This is a genomic window from Sphingorhabdus sp. (genome assembly GCF_046292425.1).
In the GTDB taxonomy this organism is placed as follows: Bacteria; Pseudomonadota; Alphaproteobacteria; order Sphingomonadales; family Sphingomonadaceae; genus Sphingorhabdus_B.
Map to the genome: position 1 here is coordinate 1 of NZ_JBKBQV010000042.1, position 7,857 is coordinate 7,857.

General features: G+C 51.9%; 6 protein-coding genes. All 6 read right to left on the reverse strand.

The window, feature by feature from the left end; all coding sequences use genetic code 11:
- Positions 1 to 9: 9 nt before the first annotated feature.
- Positions 10 to 981 (reverse strand): glycosyltransferase, encoded by a 972-nt coding sequence (locus ACK4S7_RS09390; RefSeq protein WP_409646241.1) that lies wholly within the window; start codon positions 979 to 981, stop codon positions 10 to 12.
- A complete protein-coding gene (locus tag ACK4S7_RS09395) occupies positions 974 to 2,392 on the reverse strand; it encodes an oligosaccharide flippase family protein (protein WP_409646243.1) in 1,419 nt (472 codons plus the stop codon). Before ACK4S7_RS09395 ends, ACK4S7_RS09390 begins: the two co-directional genes overlap by 8 nt.
- 147 nt (positions 2,393 to 2,539) lie before the next feature.
- Positions 2,540 to 3,793 (reverse strand): O-antigen ligase family protein, encoded by a 1,254-nt coding sequence (locus ACK4S7_RS09400; RefSeq protein ID WP_409646245.1) that lies wholly within the window; start codon positions 3,791 to 3,793, stop codon positions 2,540 to 2,542.
- A gap of 156 nt (positions 3,794 to 3,949) precedes the next feature.
- On the reverse strand, positions 3,950 to 5,353 hold the full coding sequence (locus tag ACK4S7_RS09405) for an exopolysaccharide biosynthesis polyprenyl glycosylphosphotransferase (RefSeq protein ID WP_409646246.1): 1,404 nt from the start codon (positions 5,351 to 5,353) through the stop codon (positions 3,950 to 3,952).
- Positions 5,354 to 5,571: 218 nt separating this feature from the next.
- On the reverse strand, positions 5,572 to 6,354 hold the full coding sequence (locus ACK4S7_RS09410) for a CpsD/CapB family tyrosine-protein kinase (RefSeq protein WP_409646248.1): 783 nt from the start codon (positions 6,352 to 6,354) through the stop codon (positions 5,572 to 5,574).
- Positions 6,355 to 6,363: 9 nt separating this feature from the next.
- On the reverse strand, positions 6,364 to 7,857 hold a 1,494-nt coding region (locus ACK4S7_RS09415; RefSeq protein ID WP_409646250.1), incomplete at its 5' end, for a GumC family protein.

Genomic DNA, 7,857 nt, shown 5'->3' on the forward strand with positions numbered 1-7,857 from the left:
CCACCTGGATCATTTATAAAATATCGCGCCTTGGCTGCGACCACGAATACGCACCGACCAATACCGAAGGATCCCGGCAGCTTCAGCAACCTTGCCAGTCAACATATGTCCGCCTTTGGCGAACCCATGACGGCGCCCCAGCCGCAACCATTGCAGCCACCAGATCGCGGGAGAGATAAGCAGCCCCAGTGCCCCGAATATCGCTGCCAACAACAAAGCAACCATCGCCACACCGAATGTCCAGAATAAAGCGCTGATCACCTCGCGCCTATAGAGTATATCGCCATCGCCTGCCTTAGTCTTATGAAAAACTTGCGCATATCCAAAGCCACTTCGTATTGCGCGATTCCAATATTGGCGGAAGGCGTGCATATCCGCATCATGAACCGTCATTGGAGCATCCAGACGCCAGATTTGCCAGTCGGCACCGCGAAGTCGCTGGCATAATTCGGGTTCCTCACCCGCGATCATCGCCGGGTCGTAGCCACCAACCTGTTGAAACGCGTGCACCCGCAACATTGCATCGCCACCACAGGCGTCAGCCCGTCCTACCGGCGTGTTCCATTCTTCATCGCACATGCGGTTATAAATGCTGGCGTCGGGATAGCGTTCACGTCTGCGACCACAAACAGCTCCGACTGGTGGTCGTGATTTTAGGAATTTGGCGGCCGTGTCGAGCCAATCTGCTTCTAATTCACAATCGCCATCCACGAATTGGACGAATTCAATCTGAGGATGTCGCGCGAGCAGTGCGCCCAGACCTTCGTTACGCGCACGTGCTGCCGAAAACGGTATCGCCATATCCAATTCAACAACCAGTGCCTGTCTGGCGCGCGCAAAGGCAACACTATCGTCCGTCGATGCACTATCAACATATACGAGAGGTATATGCGCTGGTACTGAGCGGAGGCAGCGTTTCAATCTTTCGCCCTCGTTGCGACCGATGGCCACAAGCCCAATGGAGGTGCGGAAATCAGACATGTGGCATGCTGGCTTGAGTAATCCACTCACTGACGCCCCCAGTCAACCCGACAAGCATGGTCAGTTCGCGGAATGCAAAGGCCAGGATAATGAAGACGACTGTGGCAATGACGTCCTGCCGTGCGAAACCAATCCCTTGTTTTCGCTTTAGCCACATCAACGCTGCGTACCTTACCATTTCCGCGAATACGAAAACAGCAAGTGCCGCGTTTATTCCGAATGTCGCTAGCAGGAAAGGCAACAACGCGACGATTACAGCGAGCTTCGCTCCGTTACTGATGGCGACGCCGGACGGTTTTCCTACGCCCATCATCATAGCGTCGGAAATCGCAGCTAAAATAGCGAACCAAGTACCGAACAGCAGCACGGTGAGGAAGAAACCTGCTGCTCGATAGCGATCATCATAGACCAGAAATATGAATTCATCCGCAAAGGAAATGCCAACGGCCAGCCCCGCTGCAATCCCCAGCAACATCACCATCCGCATCGGACCCATGGACCTACGCAAGTCCGCCCCCCGTAAAAGCGAAGCGGATATTTTCGGGAAGATAAGCAGATTGCTAATGCGCTGAAAAAGTTGCATCACAGTTTCGGAAAACGTCCGCGCGATGCCATATACGCCCAATAAAGCGATAGGGATAGCATCGGCAAAATACAGGCGGTCAAAATTCATTGCGAGAAAATAGATCAGGGTCGAAAGGAATATCCATTTGCCGAAATGCAATATGGATTTGGCAGCGTCCATGTCCCAATGCAGCCGGTGGTCGCGCCAGTCGATGATGTAGAAACTCGCGGCGGACCAAATGGCAGTCGTAATAAGCAAGCCCCAGATCAGTGCCCAGATTGTCGGCGAGTAAGCGGCAAGTGCAATTTGTACGACAGCAGCAACGACCCCCAGGACAAGATCAAACGTCGCTACTTTTCCAACTTCCATCCGCTTTTGCAGCAAAAATCGCGATGGTGACATAAAACCGGCAATTATAAAAATCGGGGCGACAAAGGGCAGTAGATAAATCAGCGCTGTGTTATCGTACATTTTCGCCACTGGCACGCTGAGTGCAAGGGCGACGATTGTCAAAATGACACCCCGGATAATCTGGATCGTCCACGCGGTGTTGTAAAACGACGGATCATTCCCGCGTGGATTGTTCACAATACTCTGCCCCACCCCGACGTCAGTCAAAAGCTCCACGCCTGTGCGCAAGGTGTTGATGAGCAACATGGTTCCCAGCAAAGCAGGTGCCAATAGCCAAGCGAGTATTATACTGGATCCCAGCCGAACCACCTGCTGCAACATGAAGGCGACGGTCACCCACCCGGCAGTACCGAATAATCCAAGCCTCGCCTTCACGAAAACACTGGCTGCTCTCCACATAGAAGCACGTTGCAGCGCGGGGATAGGCTCATTCATGTTCACCCGCCATCATTGTGGTTCAATTCGTGGGAAAGTTGCCCCTGAGAGCTAGAGACGGACATGACGCATCGTGGTGCGGACAAACCTCTATCCTCAAGCAATGCGTAAATCCAGTTCGCTGCCTTTTGTTCCATGGGCGATAAGCTAATTGGCTCTTTGCACCAATATACCGTCCGACACCGCTGGCGGATCGGCACGCGCAGCGCGCGAGGTCAGCGGACGCCGATGCTTTTCCTGCTTTACCTGCCGGACAAGACCCGAAATAACACCCAGTGAAATGGCAAAGACATACTGCACCTGATAGGTGACAAATATCCACTCATAGAAAGAATGAAGAGCGGCGGCCAGTACGGCAACTGAGGCGCCGAGGACCACGTCCGCGCGGGCGTCACGACGATTGCTGAATGCAAAAACAACACCCCGCGTGAATGCCCACCCAAAAAGTCCGACAAGAGCAAAAAGCCCTATCCAGCCAGTTTCCGCCCCCGCCAAAAGGTATAAATTGTGCACATGGGCGGACCTACTACCATAATTCCAGATGACCCCCGCGCGCTCGGAATAACCCTTAGCGTTAGCAACAACAACATATTGATTCGCGCCTACCCCCATCGGGTGGTCATCCCACATAGTGGTTGCTGCACGTTCAAATGCCATTCTCTCCCGGTCCGCTCCCATTTCCACCGGAGCATCGCCAAACCGGCGTTCAATTGTACTGAAAGCCAATGGCGCCACGATCACAAACGCAAGCACACCCGCCCCAAGAATCTTCCATTTGTGGCCTGTCGTTTGACGCGCTAACGATAACCCAACCAGTATAACCAGACCTACGGCCGAGAACAAAATTGTCCCGCGCGATGCTCCCAATGCTACTGCAATTAGAGCGAATAAAACACCAAGGATATTGAGCTTATGCGTCTTGCCGGCGAGCAATAACGCCATAAGAGGCAATGTCACAAAGTGAAGCATGAAACCTAGTAGGTTTTGATGCCCCATAGTCCCTGCAGCTTGCACCGCGCCAGATAGGCGCTGTTCGATCGTAATCACTCCTTGGAACACTGCCCCTGCCGCAAGGCCATAAGCAAGCCAGTGGATCGCCCTTGGATCACGCATGATTGATGCCACAGCAACGAAAAGCAACACCACGCGCGCCCATTGAAAAGCATAAAAGCTGGAGGTCACGGGTTGATTGGAAAAGGCAACCGATAGCGCAGCCGCGCTAAAATAGACAAGCATTATGCCAAAGAGCGGCAGTCTCTTGAACGGAGCTACGCTTGTCACAACAATTGCCAACGCCAATGAATCCAGAATGGTGATAATCAGACCCTTTGTGTGGCCTGGCCATCCGGCGTAGTTAAGTATCGACGCGTCCAAATTGAGCCACCCCATGACAAAGGGCATCAATCCAATCGCAAAATAAGCCCAAACGCGTTTTTCAGGATGGGATTTAAGCAAGGAAATGAAGATGGGGAAGGATAAGAATATAATTATAAGGCCAACAAATCTCATAAATAATATTCACGCCCTATATGCCGAGAAATACACGGTATAATAACTTTAATATGCGTTTTTGTGAACAACCACGCGAAGTGTTTTAAGCAAAATCATGAGGTCAAGGCCTATTGACCAGTTGCTGAGATATTCCAAGTCGCAGCGAACACGCTGCTCAAGATCTTCCACCTGCTGAGTAGCACCTCGAAATCCCCGGACTTGCGCCAGTCCCGTGATACCCGGCTTGAGCGCATGACGCAGCCAGTATTGCTTTGAAGCTTGCCAGAATAGGTCATTCCCAGCGAGTGACCCTAATGCGTGGGGTCGGGGACCCACTAGGCTCATGTCTCCTCGCAGCACATTTAGCAACTGGGGTAATTCATCTATGCTCGTTTTACGGATCAAATGTCCCACACGCGTGATCCGCTGATCATCCCGCGACGCGGATATGTTCCCGCGGAGATCCCCCAAATCAGCGCGCATGGAACGAAATTTGTATATTTTGAACTGCCGATTTCCTTGGCCCACGCGGACTTGGCGGAACAGTATCGGGCCAGGGCTGTCACTTTTGATAGCAAACGCAACAAGCAGCAACAAAGGCGCAAGAAAAAGAAGCGCCAGTGAGGCAACAAAAATGTCCAACGCTCGCTTCTGGATGCTCTGTACCAGATTTAAAGGACCGCGCGAGATGACGATTGTATCCTGATTGCCATATTGCCCTACCGCCACGGCACCATGCAGCAAGTCTCGATCGAGCAAGATTTCCCCGCCTACGTCATGACCTTTCAAAAAGGTAGACCAGGCAGCCCGATGGTCAAATCGGCAGGCAATAACCACACGGTCATAAGACGCGATGATCCGCGAGAGACTATCAATCATCTCCGGCCTGTTCAGGTCGGGCCAAAGCCCTGCCTGACCAACATCTAAGACATCAACCCCCTGTTCCCGCTTCGTGGGCAGGCCATCCAGCAACAATATCGTTGTGGTAGCAGAACCATTGAGGATTTTTTTGAAGATCCAGTCCAACAAAAATTTCGAGATCACCAGAAAAAAGGCCGCGCCGCCAAATGTGACCAAGAAACCAATTCGTGACAGATCTTCAGAACCAGAGAGAAATGTCAGTCCAAGCACCGCCAATGCGGTCGCCACAAGTGCGCCAAGGGACCGTTGAATTCCCAGCAGCCGGCTGTTGAGCGACTCTTCAGATTGTACTTCGCGCGCAATTTCAAACATGATGAACAAGGGTATGGCCAGAATTATCAGGGCGAAGCCGCCGGATTCCAGCCACTGTGGCTCCCGCACGAACAGCGCCAAGCCATATCCACCCAACATTGAGGCCATATCCAGAACAAACGACAGGAAATATAAAATCGTGCGTTTGTCGCGTGAGGGATATCTAAGTAATTGGTGACCTAACAATTCGGGCGGTAGCTGTGATGAAAAAGCTTTATTAATATCTTTTGCTCGCATGGTTGTTGACCAAATTCATGGGTATTCAGTCAAGCTGACTAACGAGGCGTTAAACATTTATCGGACGTAATTGTTCCACCGGACAGAGAATATTGGATGCAGAAACGCAACTACAAAATATTCACAACTGTCTGAATTATATACCTATTGCTGAATTATACATGCTGTTTTCTGTCGAAGACATCGTCGTTGATGCGTCAACTGAAACTTGCCAGCATCTAGTCATAGTATTTTGCGTAAGCAGAGGTTCCGTACCCATAACCATAATTATCAGCAAAGCCGCCATTGTATCGATTAAGAACCGTTCCGATGCAAGGAACCGGGTCAAGCATGGCCAAAACGTCCTGAACTTGCTTGGTATTGGTTTTGCCGCTGTCGATTACCATAACATACGCGTCAAGCTGCCCGAGGATTAACATGGCATCGTCATTGGCAAACGCGGGTGGCAGGTCGAATAAAATGATCGAGTTGCCAGTTTCTTGCCGCAGGCCCGAAATGAACTTCTCGAAAACTGGACCTGAAATCAATTCAGCGGTGTTTTTGGATACTGCCTTTGTGGGAAAAAGCACCAATTGCGAGTCATGCACCCGCGAGCCTATTGACGCCAGTTCGGACACTTCGCCATTCAGGAATTCGCTGACGCCCCTTTTGACTTGCATCCCTACACCCTCGGCAATGGATGCCCGGCGCAGGTCAAGATCAACCAAAATGACGTCGTCTTCCGACACTCTTGATAAAGATGCCGCAAGATTAAGCGATAAAAAGGATTTGCCCGCAGAAGGCGTGGCCGAAGTTATGCCGACCAGACGGTGCCCCTTCTCTTTCATTCGCTTTGCCAAGGTCGTACGCAGCAGGTTGAACGCTCGTGACCGGCTGTCTCGACTGTCTAGCCCCACAATGAGCTGATCGCTCAATACGGCCGGATCCGGGGTAAAGACTGGCAAACTTTCAAGGTCCAGCGGTCGCTGACTGGGGATGCTCTTCGCAACGGCAATAGTCATATAATTCCCTTAATCTGCACCAGTTGCGCGCGAGAATTTAAAGCCGGACCATTTGCGCTTGCTGGAACCTTTTGGGGTCACCACGGGGATGACGCCCAGCGGTGCGGCGCCCATAATATTCTGCAGCGCGGCGGGTCCACGAATGGGTCTCAGCAGTAACTCAATAGCTAAAGCGAGCATCAAACCCAGGGCCAGCCCTCCACCGATACCAACAAAAGCCAAAAGCAACCTGTCCGGCCAACTTGGGCTATCGGGAATTACAGGAGGCTCCACAACTGAAAGCCGCTCAGACATCTGCTCGTCCTCTGCCCGAACGCCTGCACGGGCTGCCAGCAAGCGTGCCTGAACCTCTTCATATTGTTGATTCACGGATGTTAAGCGTAACTGCAGGTCTGCAATTTGCTGTTGAACCAACGGCGCGCGTGCTTGGGAAGATAGCTGCGAATTCACCTGCGCCTGTTCACTGGCCTTGGCAGAACGCAGAGCTGCAATTTGCGCATTGTTGAAGGCAATTTGCTGGTCAATCGTATCAACCGGTATCTTGCGCGTATTGCTTTTCGCCAGTTCCCGCGCTTGAGCCAGATTTTGTCTGGCAGAGACCACGTCAGGATGGGTCTCGGAAAACATAGCCCGCGCAGCGGCCAAGCGTTGCTCCGCAGCAGCAACGACAGGATCGCGTATATCACTAGTCTGAGCAATGTTGCGCTGCTGAATAAGCGACTGGTTGTCACGCTGCAGGGCAGCAATTTGAACATCATAACTACCCGATGCACCGCCAACTATCATACCTCCGGCGGACAACACGCTACCATTACGCGCATTGATTTGTGCAATTTTCCCTTGAATGTCGGTAATTTGAGCCTCAAGCCCCTTCGACTGGTCAGTCAAAAACTGGACCGTGTTAGTGGCTTGCTCGACGTTGCCGCTGGCGTCCAGTTGAAGGATACGATTCATCAGATCCTGCACAACCGCCTGTGCCTCGGCAGGTGCGCGATATTCAAACGCCAGCTCGAATGCGATGGTTTTCTGATTTGACGAATTGTCAGGCATGGAAGTTTGTGAAGGCGTCAACGTTATCGCCTCACGCATATCCTGAATCACTTCAGACAAGGGATTTGACCGACGCTCCGAAGCATAAAGCCCGTGTCGTTCAATTAACGCAATTAATTCTGGCCGGGCAGTGACCTGTTCACGAATACGCGCAATCCGCCTGTCCACGACATCGATGCCCTCCGCCCCGATAACCTCAGTCGGCAGTTGCGGCGATTGAACCAACATAACGGCATTCGACCGATACACGGGCGCAATCAAGAGAATGGCCGCGATCGCAGCAAAGATGCCGACGAGCGCCGGAATGATAATCCACCACCTGCGTTGCCATAATATTACCGGTAACAGTTTGATGAAGTTATTGTCCGAACCTTGATCTGAATCCGGCGTGTCAAAGGCGTAATTGTCCATTAACGCAACTTCCCAAGTCGTAATCTGATGCCTACTGTAATG